At 63.8% G+C, this 14,656-nt stretch carries 12 protein-coding genes and 1 pseudogene; 8 read left to right on the forward strand and 5 right to left on the reverse strand.

Annotated features, from left to right (window positions below):
• Window positions 1-266: 266 nt before the first annotated feature.
• Window positions 267-1,616 (forward strand): hypothetical protein, encoded by a 1,350-nt coding sequence (locus GM79_RS10240; RefSeq protein WP_035563225.1) that lies wholly within the window; start codon window positions 267-269, stop codon window positions 1,614-1,616.
• 119 nt (window positions 1,617-1,735) lie between these two features.
• Here the strand turns inward: GM79_RS10240 and GM79_RS10245 are convergent, their stop codons facing one another.
• Window positions 1,736-2,356, reverse strand: coding sequence for a hypothetical protein (locus tag GM79_RS10245; protein ID WP_035563227.1), 621 nt, complete (start codon window positions 2,354-2,356; stop codon window positions 1,736-1,738).
• A gap of 151 nt (window positions 2,357-2,507) precedes the next feature.
• On the opposite strand from GM79_RS10245, the gene GM79_RS10250 reads away from it, so the two are divergent.
• Entirely contained in the window at window positions 2,508-4,034 is a 1,527-nt protein-coding gene (locus tag GM79_RS10250; protein ID WP_051718737.1) for a glycosyltransferase family 39 protein, read from the forward strand.
• Window positions 4,035-4,209: 175 nt separating this feature from the next.
• Here GM79_RS10250 and GM79_RS10255 read toward each other — a convergent pair whose 3' ends face one another.
• A complete protein-coding gene (locus GM79_RS10255; RefSeq protein ID WP_035563239.1) occupies window positions 4,210-4,743 on the reverse strand; it encodes a 2'-5' RNA ligase family protein in 534 nt (177 codons plus the stop codon).
• A 237-nt stretch (window positions 4,744-4,980) separates the two neighbouring features.
• Between GM79_RS10255 and hutI the strand changes: the two genes are divergently transcribed.
• A complete protein-coding gene (gene hutI / locus GM79_RS10260) occupies window positions 4,981-6,252 on the forward strand; it encodes an imidazolonepropionase (protein WP_035563241.1) in 1,272 nt (423 codons plus the stop codon).
• A gap of 34 nt (window positions 6,253-6,286) precedes the next feature.
• Here hutI and GM79_RS10265 read toward each other — a convergent pair whose 3' ends face one another.
• A complete protein-coding gene (locus tag GM79_RS10265; RefSeq protein WP_035563243.1) occupies window positions 6,287-8,041 on the reverse strand; it encodes an outer membrane beta-barrel protein in 1,755 nt (584 codons plus the stop codon).
• The gene (locus GM79_RS10270; RefSeq protein WP_035563245.1) at window positions 8,038-8,607 is read right to left on the reverse strand and encodes an RNA polymerase sigma factor; all 570 of its coding nucleotides are present in this window, start codon (window positions 8,605-8,607) and stop codon (window positions 8,038-8,040) included. Before GM79_RS10270 ends, GM79_RS10265 begins: the two co-directional genes overlap by 4 nt.
• A 186-nt stretch (window positions 8,608-8,793) precedes the next feature.
• Between GM79_RS10270 and GM79_RS10275 the strand changes: the two genes are divergently transcribed.
• A complete protein-coding gene (locus tag GM79_RS10275; RefSeq protein ID WP_316930109.1) occupies window positions 8,794-9,600 on the forward strand; it encodes a PhzF family phenazine biosynthesis protein in 807 nt (268 codons plus the stop codon).
• A gap of 35 nt (window positions 9,601-9,635) precedes the next feature.
• Complete coding sequence (locus tag GM79_RS10280; RefSeq protein WP_035563247.1) at window positions 9,636-10,715, forward strand: tetratricopeptide repeat protein; 1,080 nt, start codon at window positions 9,636-9,638, stop codon at window positions 10,713-10,715.
• 13 nt (window positions 10,716-10,728) lie between these two features.
• Here GM79_RS10280 and ruvC read toward each other — a convergent pair whose 3' ends face one another.
• Complete coding sequence (gene ruvC, locus GM79_RS10285) at window positions 10,729-11,313, reverse strand: crossover junction endodeoxyribonuclease RuvC (protein ID WP_051718741.1); 585 nt, start codon at window positions 11,311-11,313, stop codon at window positions 10,729-10,731.
• Between the two features lie 120 nt (window positions 11,314-11,433).
• Between ruvC and GM79_RS10290 the strand changes: the two genes are divergently transcribed.
• The 3 genes and pseudogenes from GM79_RS10290 to GM79_RS24895 form a co-directional block, all read left to right on the forward strand.
• Window positions 11,434-12,516, forward strand: coding sequence for a lysylphosphatidylglycerol synthase transmembrane domain-containing protein (locus tag GM79_RS10290; RefSeq protein WP_051718738.1), 1,083 nt, complete (start codon window positions 11,434-11,436; stop codon window positions 12,514-12,516).
• A gap of 47 nt (window positions 12,517-12,563) precedes the next feature.
• On the forward strand, window positions 12,564-13,856 hold the full coding sequence (locus tag GM79_RS10295; RefSeq protein WP_235184038.1) for a glycosyltransferase: 1,293 nt from the start codon (window positions 12,564-12,566) through the stop codon (window positions 13,854-13,856).
• A 95-nt stretch (window positions 13,857-13,951) separates the two neighbouring features.
• A pseudogene (locus GM79_RS24895) lies at window positions 13,952-14,656 on the forward strand (IS5 family transposase); the annotation flags it as partial.

The raw sequence follows: 14,656 nt of genomic DNA on the forward strand, positions 1-14,656 counted from the left end.
CTACAACCTCATCAAGCAGAAAGCCACCCATAACCCTGCGCCGGGAGCTACCCACGAATCTGAAGTTGCCCGTGCGGGAAGCGTACGCGCAGTTTATTGAGGAATTTCTGACAGAAAAAAGCACCGCCAGGTAGCGCCAGTTTGTGGAGGTGTAAGGGCATGGCCGCGTGCAGCTGCCTGCTGTAGCTGGCCAACCACCAACTGGCTATTTTCGTCGACCTTTCGGGTGAACTTTTACCGGGCTGATTTCCGATTACTTACGCTACATGCGAAAAATTTACCTGCTCTTGGTGCTTAAAGTCCTGCTTTCTTCATCGGCCCGCGCTCAGGTCCCGGCTTCCGCCCTTGCCGATTCCATCACGCAGTCGCTGAACCGGCAGTTTCTGGGCGGGCAGCCCTCCCCGCAGCAGCGCGCGCAGCTGGTGCGCCAGCAGCTGGCCGAATCCGTGCTGGACCAGCAGTTGCACCAAATTCCGCTGCTGCTCGATTACCTAGCTCGCACCGTGCCCCAATCAACGCTCACGGTGCGGTTGCGCGAAGCCATGTCGCTGCTGCTCGCGGCCGGGGCGTATGGTCCGTTGTTGCAGCGCCTAGGCGCGCCCACTATCGAAGCGGATTTTTACCGCTATCAGGAGTGGCCGCGGCTGCCAAATGAGGACCTGGCGGACGTAGCGGATTTCTACATTGCCAGCCACCAGGAAAAACTGGCGGAGATGGCGCAACGCCTGCCCGCCGCCGAGGCACAATTGATTCAGATTTTACTGGACGTGCTGCCACGCGGCGGCGTATCGCCGGACATGGATGCGGAAATCCAGCGCTTCCGGCAACAATATCCGGATTCGCCTTATAGCTTCATTGTGAAGAGTTTTCAGAAGCAGGAGAAGGTGAAAGCCGAGCTGCGCAAATGGCACGTGCGGGAGCGGGAAGAGTGGACGCGCGAGGCCGAATGGGCATCCAAATTGGCACGCCGTAAGTCCATCAGAAAGTGGCGGGTGGCGTATGATACCTGGGAGTTGAAAAGTGGCCGGCCCTCGCGGTTTCGCTACGGTTTGGATTTCCATTCGGGCACCGGCTTTTTCACTAGCAGACTAAATACCGCCTTTCGCCCGCGCTATAATATGGGACACGGCCTCGATTTTGGTTGGGACCGTTTCGCGCTCTATCTGCGCAACTATATTGGCTGGGCCGAAGCCCGAACCGATTTCAGCTATGATGGGCACGTTTGGCCCGCCAGCCAAACGATAAACTATTACGTGCCGGAAGTTTCAGTTGGCTTTCGGCTGGTCAATAGGCAGCATTTTATGCTAACCCCATTTGCGGGCTTATCGTGGTTTATTTTCACGCCTCCCAGCAGCGATTCCAAAGCAAACCCTGCCCTGAAGATGAACGTGTCTATGCGGCATCCCTTCATCGCAGGCATCAATCTCGATGTTCCGGTTATCAAAACCCGCAGTGGTACCGAGTTGGGCTACTGGATGTTGAAAGTCAGGAGCGGGGTGCGAGTCGCTGAAGCGCCCCTGCAGCCTGCGCTACAAGGCACTTTGTTCTACCTCGATATCGGCGTCGGCGGTTTTGGGCGAATGCTGCGGAGCATTGAAGCCCCTCCTTATCGTTGAGCGAATTGGCCGGCATGCAACATCTTGGCAATCTGTCAAGTCCTTTCGCCACCGGGTGGGGGAGGACTTTCTGCGCTGGGCCGGGTTGGGACCCCGCTAGCAGGGCGGCGGGCAGATTATTAGTCCTCCGTTAGGCGGTCCACGTCGGTTAGCTGGCCTTTGTTCTGCATAATGGTCAGCTCCAGCTTGTTGAGGGTGAAGCTTTCCTTGCTGTACTTGGCCGGGGCGTTCAGCTCCTCTAACGGGTGGCTGTTGTCGATGACGTATTCATTGGGCACCACATCCACGGTGGGGACCTTCACGGCCACTACTTTCAGTAGCGAGTAGTTGCGCTCGCCTTCGTTTTCGCGCACCGTATAGATGTCGCCCACCCTTGGGGCGGCCAGGTACGCCGCGTTGGCGCGGGCATCCTGCGAGCTGGCAAAGGCGCCCCAGCCAATGAGGGCGGCCACGATGCCCAGACCCGACCAGTGCCAAATTGGGGCGCGGGTTTCCTTTTTAAGGGCGCGGGCGGGTTCGTGAAACTCAGTAGGCAGGCTTTTCCCTTCCCAGCCTTGCTGGCAATGGTTGCATTGCAGCACCGCCGGCTTGCTGTACGGAAACAGCGGCACCCAGTAAATATGGGCGTAGCGGCTGAATACGCTCAGCTGCATTTTGTCGGTGGCAGCGCAGCCGGGGCAGGCAATGCCCGGAAGCGGGGCGGTGCGCACGTGCGCGCCATTGGTACCGTAAATAATCATGGGAAGCGTAGAGAATCAGCCAGAAGCGTGGAAGTTGCTGCGGGAGCTAAAAGTAACACGCGGAGCTGACTGGCGCCAGCAGCCCGGTAATAAAGTACCGATTTACATCAGAATATAAATATTATAAAGGCCGTTACTTACCTTGCCGGCCATGAAACGCATCCTGCCGCTGGCCTTCGCCGTGCTCAAATTCGTGTCGGGCTTTTTCCTCATCAGCGCTGCCTACGAGCTGCAACGCGACGAATACCTCTACCTCAATCAGGGCCAGCACCTGGCCTGGGGCTACCTGGAAGTGCCGCCGCTCATCGCGGCGCAGGGCTGGGTGAGCCTGGCCCTGGGCGGGGGCGAAGGCTGGGTAAAGTTTTGGCCCTTTCTCTGGGGCGCGGGTACCATGTACCTGGTGGTGCGGCTGGCCGGGCGGCTGGGCGGCGGCTGGTTTGCCCAAACCCTGGCGGGCGTCTGCTACCTGTGCTCAGCCTTCGCGCGGCTGAACCTGCTTTTTCAGCCCAACTCGTTTGAGGTGTTTGGCTTTCTGGCGTGCTTGTATGGGTTGGTGGGCTACCTGCAGGAGGAGCGGGTCCGCTACCTGTATCTGTTGGGACTGGGGCTGGGACTGGGCTTGCTCAACAAGTACACCACGCTGTTTTTTATTGCGGCGCTGGGCGGGGCGCTGCTGCTCACGCCCGCCCGGCGGCTGCTGGGCCACCGCCACTTTTGGGGCGCGGCGGGCGTGGCCCTGCTGCTCTGGCTGCCTAATGTGATGTGGCAAATCAGCCACGGCATCCCGTTTTTGCACCACATGGCGCTGCTCAATCAAACCCAGCTGGTGCATGTGGAAGCGGCCGATTTTTGGAAAGCGCAGCTGCTGATGTGCTTTCCGGCGCTGCTGGTGTGGGCGCCGGGGCTGCTGGCGCTGCTGCTGGCGCGGGCATTCCGGCCGTACCGGGCCGTGGGGCTGGTGGTGGTGCTGGGCGTGGGCCTGCTGGCCGCGCTGCACGGCAAAGACTATTATGCCCTGGGCTACTACCCGGTGCTATTTGCGTTTGGGGCCGTGTGGTGGGAAGCGCGACTGGCAAAGTTCCGCTGGCAGCGGCTGGCGCAGCCCGCGCTGCTGGCCGTGCCGCTGGTGCTGCACCTGGCCTACCTGCCGTTGGCCTGCCCGTTGCGCAGCCCGGCCGAGATGGCCGCCCTGCGCCCCCGCTACCAACACCTGGGCGCCTACCGCTGGGAAGACGGCCAGAACCACGCCCTGCCCCAGGACTACGCCGACATGCTGGGCTGGCGCGAAATGGCCGATAAAACCTGGGCCGCCTACCAAAGCCTGCCCGATTCGGTGCGGGCCGGCACCCTCATTCACTGCGCCAACTACGGCCAGGCCAGCGCCATCAACTACTACAACCGCCACCGCGCGATGCCCCCGGCCAACAGTCTCAACGGCAGTTTTATTTTTTGGTACCCGTCGCTGAATCAGTGCCGCGCCATCATCGTTGTCGACGACGAGCCCGACGAAGAACTGGCGCCGCACTTTGCCGCCTCCCGCCGCTTCGCTACCGTCACCAACCCATATGCGCGGGAGCGGGGCACGCACATCACCATCGGCATCCGGCCCGACAGTGCCGTGCTGAACCTGGTGCGCCGCGAGTGGCGCACGTCGCTGGCCTCATGGGAAGGCAATTAAGCAGTGGTGCAAAAGTAACCGTAGCAAAAACGTTGTCATGCTGAGCTTGTCGAAGCATCTCTACCGCACCGTTGAAACTGTCCAACGGTGCGGTAAAGATGCTTCGACAAGCTCAGCATGACGGTCAAAACTCAATACGATTATTTAGATTATAATGACTAACAACCAGCAGCCATCATAACTGGCTGACTGCGGCTTGAAACGGAAATGCTTGCAGGGCTTCCCACGGCCCGTTGCGGTAAGCCCACAGCTGCAGGCCGGTGCCCACGGCGCCAAAAGGCGCGAAATCGGGCTGGAGTTCGGTCAGAAGCTGCCGGGCCTCGGCCGGGGCTACCTTGTTTTGGATGGTGACGTGGGGTTGCAGCTTTTGCTGGTCCTGCGGCGTGAGGTGGGCGGCAAACTGCTGCTGCAGCTGGCGGTGCAAGGTCCGCAGCTCGTCGTTTTCCAGCGTGAAGGCCAAGCCCCAGCCCAGCGAGCGCAGGCCTGTGACCGTGAGCGGCAGCTGGGCCTGCGTTAGGGCGTGGCGGTGCAGCTGCGTGCACACGGCTTCCAGCTCGTGCCCCGGCAAGTGGTGGAACAGGGTGAGGTGGGCGGCCAAATAATTGATTTTGGGCGGAAAATGCTGGCGCCGCAGGGCGTTGAAATACGTTTGGGCGGCATCGTCCAGCGTGAGGGTGAGGATGAGCGGGGGGGCGGCAGGGGAGAGCATAGGCGAATTGGAAGGGAGGGAGCTGGCGTTACGGGAATCCGCCTGGATTCGCCGCCTGGCCCCGGCCGATGCTGCGGCAATGATACACTCATCCGCCCCGCCCCAGCCCGCGCAAATGAAAGCCAGCAGGATAAATGATACGCCGGGTGGCCACGCCGATTGCTGCTCCTGCCCGCGTGCCGTGCTGGTCGCAAGGCCGTGGTGGGCTTACTTTGCCGGCCCACCTGCTTCTCTTTTATGGCCGATTCTGCTCCTTATTCGCTCCTTATTATTGACGCCGCGCAGGTGCTGACCTTGACGGGCGGCGCCCCGGACCAGCCCCTGGCCGGCCCCGACGCCAGCGGCTGGACGATAATTGAGCACGGCTACGTGGCCTGCGTGGCCGACAAAATAGCCGCCGTGGGCCCGATGAGCGAATTGAACCGGGCGCGCATCGGACCCGAAACCCGCCTGCTCGACGCCACCGGCCGCGTGGTAATGCCCGGCCTGGTGGAGTGCCACACGCACCTGGTGTTTGGCGGCAACCGGGCCCACGAGTTCGAGCGCAAGCTGCGGGGCGAAACCTACCTCGACATTCTGGCTAGCGGTGGCGGCATCCTGAGCACGGTGCGGGCCACGCGGGCGGCCTCAGAGGCCGAACTGTTGGCCAGTGCATTGCAGCACCTGGCCGGTTTTCGGCACTACGGCATCACCACGCTGGAGGCGAAAAGCGGCTACGGCCTCGACCGTGACACCGAGCTGCGGCTGGTGCGCGTGGCCCGTGCGGCTGGCCAGCAACAGGCCGTGCGGGTGGTGCCCACGTTTTTGGGTGCCCACGTAGTACCGCCCGAATTCAAGGCGGCGGGGCCGCAGGCTTACGTCGATTTCCTGCTGCGAGAAGTGCTGTCCGACCTCAAAGGAGAAGCAGCCTTCGTGGATATTTTCTGCGAGGAAGGGGCTTTCCCGCTCGATGTGGCACGCTATTACCTGGAGCAGGCCCACAAAATGGGGTTCGGCCTGAAAATCCACGCCGAGCAGCTGCACGACCTGGGCGGCTGCGAAATGGCCGCCGCGCTGGGCGCCACCAGCGTCGACCATTGCGACTACCTTACGCCGGCGGCCGCGGCGCGCATTGCCCGCCAAACCCAGGGGCGCACGGTGGCGGTGCTGCTGCCGCTGGTGCCGTTGTTCCTGCGCCAGCAGCAGTTTGCCGCCGGCCGCGAATTCATTGATGGCGGCTTGCCCGTGGCCCTGAGCACCGACTTCAACCCCGGCTCCTGCCCCAGTAAAAACCTCTGGCTGGCCGTGTCGGTGGCCTGCCTTAAAATGGGCCTCAGCCCCAAGGAAGCCGTGGCCGCCGTTACCCGCAACGCCGCCTCGGCTCTCGGCTTGGCCGCCGACTGCGGCAGCCTGGAGCCCGGCAAGCGCGCCGATATCCTGGTGCTGAACGTGGGCAGCGTGGCCGAAATCCCGTACTGGCTGGGCGAAAACCCGGTGCGGGAGGTCATTATCGGCGGCGAGCTGGGGTGATGTTGTGCCGGCCCGGGCCTTCTACGTCAGCGTATTAACGTAAGTCGTAAGACACGCCAAACTGGACGCCGGCGCCCCACAGGTAGCGCGGCGTCAGGCCGGATACCGGTTTTGGCAACGAGGTGAGGAAGTAAGTAGCATTGGGCTGGGCCAGCAGGTCGAGGCGCGGCCCTACCCGGTAGTGCAGGTCCAGCCCGGCCGTAACCGATACACTGAGCGGGCGATACAGATTGTCGGCTTTGGCAGCAGATGAGGGGAATTGGCCGGTGCTGCTGCCGCCCAGGTACACGGCCACGTCGGTCCCGGCCAGCAGGCCGTAGCGGAGGCGCTGGCTGGCTGGCCCCAGGGCATAGCTTATGCGCAGGGGCACGGTGGCAAAGCGGTAGGTGTCGCGTTGGCTGAAGTTGATTTCCTGAGTGGCCAGCCTTGGGCCATTCAGCCCGGAATAAGTGGTGTAGGTAATCGGGCCGGAGTAATCGGTTATGGTGGCGTATTCCTGGTAGCCCAGGCCCGCGCTTACGCCCCACCGGCCGCTCAGCAGGCGGCGCGCCTGCACTTGCAGGCCAAATCCGGTGCTGCTTTGTTCCTGCGCTGCTAAGGCATTAGCGATGTTGTTGCGGTCGGCAAAATCGGCCGCAACGGCGGGCAAATTGCGGTAGGCCACTGGCCCCGAACCAGTGCTGGAACCCAGCGTCCGGAAGGTTTGCGCCGGGCCGCCCAGCAGCTGTAGTGCCCAACGCCGGGCCACCACTGGCAGAGCAGGCACCGTATCCGCACTAAGCCGGGCGGTGGGCAGCGGAAATTCTGCCAGAAATAATACCGGCGTACGCCACCGCAGCTTGCCGGCCGCGCCAGGTACTGCTGCGGCTGTAGTGTTTGGCATGTTACCAGAGGTGGCCGGTGCGCCTTCGTCAGTGCCGGCTTGCGGGCTGTCGGCCGACGACTGCGATGCGATTTTATCCGCCCGCGGAGCGGGGAGCTTCGCCAACGCAGCCGGGGACGAAGTCGGAGAATAAGCCTCGGCCGCAAGCACCTCGGCCGGGGCAAAAGCTGCCCTCACGGATTGATTCGCCTCTACAGCACTGCCCCGACGCGCAGCCCCCTTTTCGGTATCGTTGCTTGCTCCAAAGGCCGCCGCGCTGGCTGCCGCATCCGAAGCTAGCGTAGCCGGCCTGACATAAGCAGCATTAGAGCGGCCCGCCGGAAAAGCACCGGGCCTGGTTGCGAACTGGCGCCGTCCACCATTATAAGTAGCAGCCGCAGCGCGGCTCACCGACGCGACATTTCTACGCCTTGGAAAAGCAGAAGATGCGTTTTCAACTTTACGCTTTGAAAAAGTAGGAGATGCGTTTTCAGCAGTGGCAAAATCAGTGGCTTGGGTAGCGGTGGCGGGATGGGCCGAGGGCCGGACTGCGGGCCGGTTGGGCCCGGCCTTAGTCGCACCAGCCAATTCAACGGCCGTTTGCGAAGGCATGGAAGCTCTTGCTGCGGTGCTCGTTTCGCTTCGCTTGCCGTTCACTGCCACTTGCCCGGTGCCGGCGGCCAATTGGCCTGGGCCCGCGGTGCGCCACCACTGCCAGCCAGCCCCGCCCACCACGGCCAGCAGCAGGCCCAGCAGCAGCACGGAACTCCAGCGGCGGCGGCGGCGACTTCGCAGTTGGGGCGGCGCTACGGGCGGTGGAAGCTGGGCGCGAATACCAGCCCACAGCTGCGCCGGCGGCTCCTGGCCATAATCGGCCAGCCGGTCGCGCAGGGCATCAAAAAGGTCGTCGGGTTTGGGGTCGGTCATGGCAATTGCGGGTGGTGGTGGGCCGCCAGACGGGTTTCGAGCAGCCGGCGGGCCCGCGCCAGCTGCGATTTGGAAGTGCCTTCGGCGATGCCCAGCAGCTCGGCTATCTCCTGGTGCGAGTAGCCCTCCACGGCGTAGAGGTTGAGCACGGCGCGGTAGCCGGGCGGCAGCGTGGCCAGCAGCGCCAGCAGGTCGTCGGCCGCCAGCTGCTCCAGGGCCGAGGGCTCGGCACTGGCCACGTTGCCGGCCAGGTCGTCGAGGTCGGGGCCGGGGCCGGGGTGGCGTAAGCGGTGCTGCTCCAGGGCGTGCAGCGAGGTGGTGACGGCAATGCGCCGGGCCCAGGCTTCGAACGGGCCTTGGCCGCGGTATTGGTCGAGGCGGGTGAATATTTTGACGAAAGTATTTTGCAGCGCGTCTTCGGCTTCGGCCCGGTTGGGGCAGTAGCGCAGGCACACGCCCATGAGCAGATAGGCCAGCTTTTGGTAGAGCCGGTGCTGCGCCGCCGATTCGCCGCGCCGGCAAGCCGCCAGCAGCGCCTCATCGACGGGGGCAATGGGTGGCGGCATAGAAGAAAGTAGGTGAAGGCCGGCTGTACAGCACCCGCCTTGTGCCAGCCTGACCGGCGGCCGGCCTTGGACGTTGCACGGCCCCTAAATTTATTTCACATTTTCTTTTCTCCCAAAGGCGTTGCTGCGCGCCGCGCCGTATTCTTGCCCCCGCAACCCGCAAACTTTCTAAAACCGCCGACCTCCGTGATACGCTACTTCCACGTCGATGCCTTCGCCCAACGTCCCTTCACCGGCAACCCCGCCGGCGTGTGCCCGCTCCAAGCCTGGCTGCCCACCGAGCTGATGCAGCAAATTGCGGCCGAAAACAACCTGGCCGAAACCGCTTTCATCGTGCTTCGCAGCGGCTCGGCGGCCGAATACGACATTCGCTGGTTTACGCCAACCGTGGAAATTGACTTGTGCGGCCACGCCACGCTGGCTTCCGCCCACGTCCTTTTTTCGCACCTGGGCTTTACCGGGCCGCAAGTGGTTTTCCACAGCCAGAGCGGGCCGCTGCGGGTTTCGCGCGAAGCCGACGGCCGCCTCACGCTCGATTTTCCGGCGCGCCCGCCCCAGGAGATGACCACGCACCCCACCGGCCTGGCCGACGGACTCCGCGCCACGCCGCTGCACGTGCTGGCCGCGCGCGACCTGCTGGTCGTGTTCAACACCGAAGCCGAAGTGCGTGCCCTGAACCCCGACTACGCCCGCATCGCGGCGCTCGACTACGTGGGCGTCATCGCCACCGCGCCCGGCACCGACGGCATCGATTTCGTGTCGCGCTTTTTCGCTCCCCGCGTGGGCGTGCCCGAAGACCCCGTTACGGGTTCCGCCCACAACACCCTGATTCCGTACTGGGCCGCAAAACTGGGCAAAACCGAGCTGCGCGCCCGGCAGATTTCGCCCCGCGGCGGCGACCTCTGGTGTCGCCTGCGCGACGAGCGGGTAGATATCAGCGGCTACGCCGTGACGTATGCGACGGGGGAATTGCTGGTGGGGACCGTGGGCTAGGCATTTACTTTGGTTTTCTACCCAGCCTAATTCTCATGAAAAACCTGCTACTCCTATTGCTGGCCCTGGGCCTCGTCCCCGTTGCCCTTGCCCAAACGCGCCCGGCCCGTGAGGTCATCGAGGAAGGCACCAACCTCTTTGATGCCGGCAAATACGACGAGGCGGTGGCGCGCTATCAGGAAGTGCTGGCGGCTGAGCCCGGCAATGTTGTTGCGCTCAGCGAGTTGGCGCTCACCTACAACGCTCTCGACCGCCACGCCGAGGCGGCGGATATCTGCAAAAAGCTCGTTAAAGCCGACCCCCGCGTGGGTCCGAGCGTGTACGTGACCTACGGCAACAGCCTCGACGGCCTGAAAAAGCCTGCGGAGGCCGTGCGGGTGTACGAGCAGGGCCTCAAATATTTCCCCAATTCGTATATGCTCCATTTTAATGCTGGCGTGACGCAGGCGCGCGCCGGGCAGGTGCCGGCCGGTATCACAAGTTTTCAGCAGGCCGTGGCGCGCAACCCCAACCACGCCAGCTCGCACGTGAATCTGGGCCTGATGCAATTGGGGAGCGAGCACCGTATTCCGGGCCTGCTGGCCCTGAGCCGCTTTTTGGTGCTGGAGCCACGCAGCCCGCGCGCGGTTCAGCGCCTGCCCATGCTCGACAAGGCAATGAATCTGGGCGTATCGCGCACGGGTAAAAATGCCATCAGCATCAATATTTCCAGTGCGGCGCTGGCGGGCGCCAACGGTAAGGAAGGCGGCCCCGATAATTTTGGTCCTGCCGAAATGCTCCTCTCCATTTCGAGTGCGGCCTTGTTGGATTCGTCGCTCAACAAAGGCGTGCCGCCGCCCACGAATGCCATTGAGCGCTTCGTTCAGCAGTTCAGCTCGCTCTGCAAGGGCCTGGGCGAGCTGGCCGATAATCAGAAGGGTTTCACCTGGAATTACTACGTGCCCTATTTCGTGGAGCTGGAAAAAAAAGGCTTCGGGCCCGCCTTCGCCTATTTGGCTCATTCCTCCCAAACCGACGCGCCCGAAGTACAGCAATGGCTGGCCGCGCACCCAAACGAGGTAGCAGTGTTTCAGGAATGGTCGAAAAATTACGAGTGGCCCAAGGATTTGAAGTAATTCGGCCCCGCCTCTACGATTTCGCCGGCGCCTTCTTCTTGCCCGTTCCCGTGCTGGCGCCCAGGCGTTCGGGGTTCTCGGCCAGGAACTTGCCCCAGCTTTTGCCGCCGCTCACGGTGGCGTTGTTGCCCTTTTGGTAGTGGTGGCACAGGGCCACGGCCAGGGCGTCGGTGGCATCCAGGAAGGTGCTGGCTTCGGCAATGGGCGGCAGCTTGAGCGTCTGGCGCAGCATGTGGGCCACTTGCTCCTTGGTGGAGTTGCCCGAACCGGTTACGGACTGCTTTACCTTGGTGGGCGCGTACTCCACGTAAGGAATCTGACGCGAGAGCGCAGCAGCAATGGCCACGCCCTGCGCCCGGCCCAACTTCAACATACTCTGCACGTTGACCCCGAAAAACGGGGCTTCAATAGCCAGCTCGTCGGGTAGGTACTCGTCTATCAGCTCCAGCATGCGGTCGAAAATCCGCTTTAGCTTTACGGCGTGATTCGACCCCAGCGCCTTCATATTGATAACGTCGTAGCACAGCACGTCGACCCGCTGCCCGCGCACCTCAATCAGGGCGTAGCCCATAATCTGGGTGCCGGGGTCCACACCCATGATGATTTTGGGCAGCAGCTCGACGGCGGGAGCGGGGCGGGGGCGAAGGGGAGCGGCCAAAAGGAAAGCGGGAAGACGAAAAGTGGAAGCGAAGAAACCGGGGTAGCCGGCGGGCCTCCTTTGCAAAGCTACGAAGCAGGCAAGGCCGCCGCCCCCGCCGCGAACCCCGCCCCGGCCCTGGCAGCGCCCCGCCCGAACCCCAAATCCGAACCAGCCCCTGGCCCGCGCAACTGGGGCCGCTTCGTGTTCTGGGGCAAAGTGCTGGTGACGCTGCTCACGCTGGGCTTTCTCTACAACTCCATTTTCGCCGCGCCCGATACTGCTGCGGCCTGGCGCACGCTGCTGGCCACCTCGCTCAGCGGCGCCGGGCGCACGCCGGTGCTGCTGGCCCTGGCGCTGGTACCCGTGAACTGGGGTCTGGAAGCCTGGAAATGGTATCGCTTGGCCCGCCACCTGGAGCCCGTCACCTTTGGGCGCAGCCTGCGGGCGGTGCTGGTGGGCCTCACCCTGGGCTTTGCCACTCCCAACCGCGTGGGCGACTACGCCGGCCGCATCATCGAATTGAAAAGCCGTCGCGTGAGTGCGCTGGGGGCGGTTTTTCTGGGTCGCTACTGCCAGCTGGTGGCCACGGTGCTGGCGGGCGTGGCGGGCCTGCTCTACTTCCTACTGACCTTTTACCTGAACGGCTACCCGGCGGCCGGGGCGGGCGTCAGCGTTTCGGCGCTGCTGATTTGCCTGGCGGTGCTGGTGCCGCTGTATCGGTCGCGGCTGCTGCTGGCGGCGCTGGGGCTGTGGCGGCCACTGCGGCGCTTCCGGCCGGCACTGGCGATAATGCCCACGTATCCGGCGCGGGCGCTGCACGCGGTGCTGGCCATTTCAGGGCTGCGCTACGCCGTGTTTTGCGGGCAGTTTTTGCTGCTGCTCACCGCCTATGGCGCGGCCTCGCCACTGGGGCCGGGGCTGGCGGCGGTGGTGGGCACTTTCCTGTTGAAATCCCTGGTGCCGTCCCTCAACGCCCTAGCCGATGTGGGCGTGCGGGAGCTGTCGGCTACGCATTTGTTTGGCTTGCTGGGGCAGCCCGCGCTGCCCGTTCTCAGCGCCAGCCTCAGCTTGTGGGTCATTAACATTGCCCTGCCCAGCGCCGCCGGACTGCTGCTGGTGCCGGGCTTGCGGGTGCTGCGCGAAAAACGTACCAGCCGATGATGGCCGGGGCGTTGCTGCTGGCGCTGCCGGTGCTGTATGCGGGACTGATGGTTTGGCTGCGCGGCGGGTGGAACCAGGCCACCCTAGTCCCCAGAGGGGATAAGTTCTGGCTCGCCGGGCGTGCACCCCATCCCCTAACCCCTTCCCCTCCGGGGGAAGGGGAACTAGCTGATAGAATTAACGCACACTATTCTAGTGTTTTAGAGCTAAAAATTAGTCCCCCTTCTCCCGGAGGATTCCGCGCATCAAGCGGAGGGGAGGCTAGGGGATGGGGTGCATGCCCGGCGAGCCAGAGGCCATCAGCTCTGGAGCTAGGGGAGGCCGGCCCACTCTTTTCGGTCCTGATTGCGGCCCGCAACGAAGCCGCCAACCTGCCGCAGCTCCTCCAGGACCTGGCGGCCCAAACGTTACCCAGCGCGCAATTCGAGGTGCTGATTGCCGACGACCACTCCACCGATGCCACGGCGGCGCTGGTGGCCGCCGCCGCTGCCGAAACAGGTTTTCGCCTGCGTCTCATAAGCTTGCCTGCTGCCCAAACCGGTAAAAAAGCGGCCCTGCTCGCGGCCCTGCAAGTGGCCCGGGCCCCGTGGCTGGTGTGCACCGATGCCGACTGTCGGGTGGGGCGGGGCTGGCTGGCGGCCTACGCCGCGCTGCTGGCGCGGACGCCCCAGGCCAATTTCATCAGCGGGCCCGTGCTGCTTACCGGCCCGCCTAATTTTCTTCACCTGCTCATGGGGCTGGAATTTGCGGGGCTGGTGGGAGTGGGTGGGGCCTGCATTGCGCGCCAGTGGCCCACCATGTGCAATGGAGCCAATCTGGCCTACCGCCGTGCCGCGTTCGAGGCCGTGGGCGGTTTCACCGATAACCTGCACGTAGCCAGCGGCGATGATGAGTTTCTGCTGCATAAAATCCACGCGGCGTTTCCCGGCTCGGCGCATTTTCTGGCCGATGCAGCGGCCATCATCCGCACGGCTGCCCCGCTCACGTTGCGGGCGCTGCTACGGCAGCGGGTGCGCTGGGCCAGCAAGTGGCGGCACTACCAAAGCTCGGCTTCCCGTCGCCTGGCTCTGCTGGTGCTGGGTGCCAACGTGGCGTTGGCCGGGGGCGTGGTGGCGGCGCTGGAGTGGCCTGTCCTCTGGCCCTGGGTGCTGGGCGCGTGGGTTATCAAGCTGGGCGCCGATGCCTGGTTGTTGGGGCCGGTGCTGGTGTTTTTTGGGCAGCGCAAGTGGCTGTGGGGGCTGCTGCCGCTGCAGGTGCTGTATGCGCCGTATGCGCTGGCCGTGGGCGCGGCGGGCTGGCGCGGCGGCTACCAATGGAAGGGGCGGGCGGTGCGGGTTTGATGGGTGATTATTACACAAAAAAACATTCATCCGAGCCTAGGGCGTGAGGACAATAAGAAATCAGCTATATGTTTACTGCTTATTTACTTTTCAGCATGCGCCGTCACGAAATTTCTGATGCTACCTGGGCCCTGGTTGCCCCGCACCTCTCCGGCAAGGCCGCCGATGGCGGGGCGACGGCCGTCGATAACCGGCTGTTTTTCAACGCTGTGGTGTGGATAATGCGCACCGGCTGCCCGTGGGCCGACCTGCCCGAACGCTTCGGCAAGTCCGACACGGCCCGCAAACGCTTCCGCCGGCTGGCCGAAAAAGGCGTCTGGCGCCGCCTTTTCCAGGTCGTCCAAGCGCCGGAGCTGGACTGGGTGCTGCTCGACTCGACCATCGTGCGGGCGCACCAGCACGCGGCGGGCCAAAAAAAAGCGACGCTCAGACCGAGTGCCTCGGCCGCAGCCGGGGCGGGATGAGCACCAAAATTCACGCCTGCGTCGAGTCGCTGGGCAACGCGGTGCGCCTGCTCGCCACCCCCGGCCAGGCCGGCGACAGCCCGCAGGCGCTGCCCCTGCTCGACGGCCTCGACGTGGGCCAGGTAGTGGCCGACACGGCCTACGACAGCGACCAAACCCGCGCCTATTGCGCTCAACGCGGTATTCAAGCCGTCATCCCCAGCCACCCCAACCGCACCCAACCGCTGCCCCTGGACGAGAATGCCTACCGCGACCGCAACAAAATCGAACGCTTTTTCGGACGCATGAAGCAGTATCGCCGCTTGGCCACCCGCTACGAGAAGACCATCGTTTCCT

This window comes from Hymenobacter sp. IS2118, from assembly GCF_000715495.1.
Taxonomy (GTDB): Bacteria; Bacteroidota; Bacteroidia; order Cytophagales; family Hymenobacteraceae; genus Hymenobacter.

Excerpts from the sequence above, each read along its gene's own strand:
- GM79_RS10240 (WP_035563225.1), top strand. The coding sequence starts at position 267 with ATGCGAAAAATTTACCTGCTCTTGGTGCTTAAAGTCCTGCTTTCTTCA.
- GM79_RS10245 (WP_035563227.1), bottom strand. The coding sequence starts at position 2,356 with ATGATTATTTACGGTACCAATGGCGCGCACGTGCGCACCGCCCCGCTT.
- GM79_RS10250 (WP_051718737.1), top strand. The coding sequence starts at position 2,508 with ATGAAACGCATCCTGCCGCTGGCCTTCGCCGTGCTCAAATTCGTGTCG.
- GM79_RS10255 (WP_035563239.1), bottom strand. The coding sequence starts at position 4,743 with ATGCTCTCCCCTGCCGCCCCCCCGCTCATCCTCACCCTCACGCTGGAC.
- hutI (WP_035563241.1), top strand. The coding sequence starts at position 4,981 with ATGGCCGATTCTGCTCCTTATTCGCTCCTTATTATTGACGCCGCGCAG.
- GM79_RS10265 (WP_035563243.1), bottom strand. The coding sequence starts at position 8,041 with ATGACCGACCCCAAACCCGACGACCTTTTTGATGCCCTGCGCGACCGG.
- GM79_RS10270 (WP_035563245.1), bottom strand. The coding sequence starts at position 8,607 with ATGCCGCCACCCATTGCCCCCGTCGATGAGGCGCTGCTGGCGGCTTGC.
- GM79_RS10280 (WP_035563247.1), top strand. The coding sequence starts at position 9,636 with ATGAAAAACCTGCTACTCCTATTGCTGGCCCTGGGCCTCGTCCCCGTT.
- ruvC (WP_051718741.1), bottom strand. The coding sequence starts at position 11,313 with ATGGGTGTGGACCCCGGCACCCAGATTATGGGCTACGCCCTGATTGAG.
- GM79_RS10295 (WP_235184038.1), top strand. The coding sequence starts at position 12,564 with ATGGTTTGGCTGCGCGGCGGGTGGAACCAGGCCACCCTAGTCCCCAGA.